This window comes from Actinomadura sp. BRA 177 (genome assembly GCF_013372625.1).
Taxonomy (GTDB): domain Bacteria; phylum Actinomycetota; class Actinomycetes; order Streptosporangiales; family Streptosporangiaceae; genus Spirillospora.
Genome location: NZ_JABXFD010000007.1, coordinates 1 through 433, shown reverse-complemented (window position 1 = coordinate 433; position 433 = coordinate 1). Strand labels below are relative to the sequence as shown.

Annotated in this window: 1 protein-coding gene; it reads right to left on the bottom strand. The window is 70.4% G+C overall.

Annotation, left to right across the window (positions count from 1 at the left end; all coding sequences use genetic code 11):
* On the bottom strand, window positions 1–433 hold a 433-nt coding region (locus tag HUX53_RS00025), incomplete at both ends, for a 3-hydroxyacyl-CoA dehydrogenase family protein (RefSeq protein WP_255204772.1).

Here is a 433-nt window from a genome sequence, read left to right as displayed (position 1 = left end):
TGTGGCTTTATGTTGTTCTGTGTGTTTGGTTGTGTGTTTTGTTGTTTGGAGTGGAGGGCGACCGCCGAGATCGACACTGCGCCCGTCGTCGGCAGCGCAGGGTGGGTGTAAGAGGCGGGCGCGGAGCGGGTCCAGCCCCGCCAGGCGGGTGGCGAGGCCGATCAGGTCCATGAGGGTGACCGGGCCCATCGGCAGGCCGGCGCCGGCCTTCATCGCGGCGTCGATGTCGTCGCGGGTCGCGTGCCCGGACTCCAGCATCCCGGCGGCCTGGTTCAGGTAGCCGCCCAGCCGCCCGTTGGCGACGAACCCCGCGCGGTCCCCGCTCGTGCCCGGCGTCCTTCCAAGCCCCCTCCCCCCGTCCGCCCGCGCGCCCGGGCCGTCCCCTGCCTCTTCTCCACATCCTAACCCTCCCCCCCACATCATCGCGATCAGA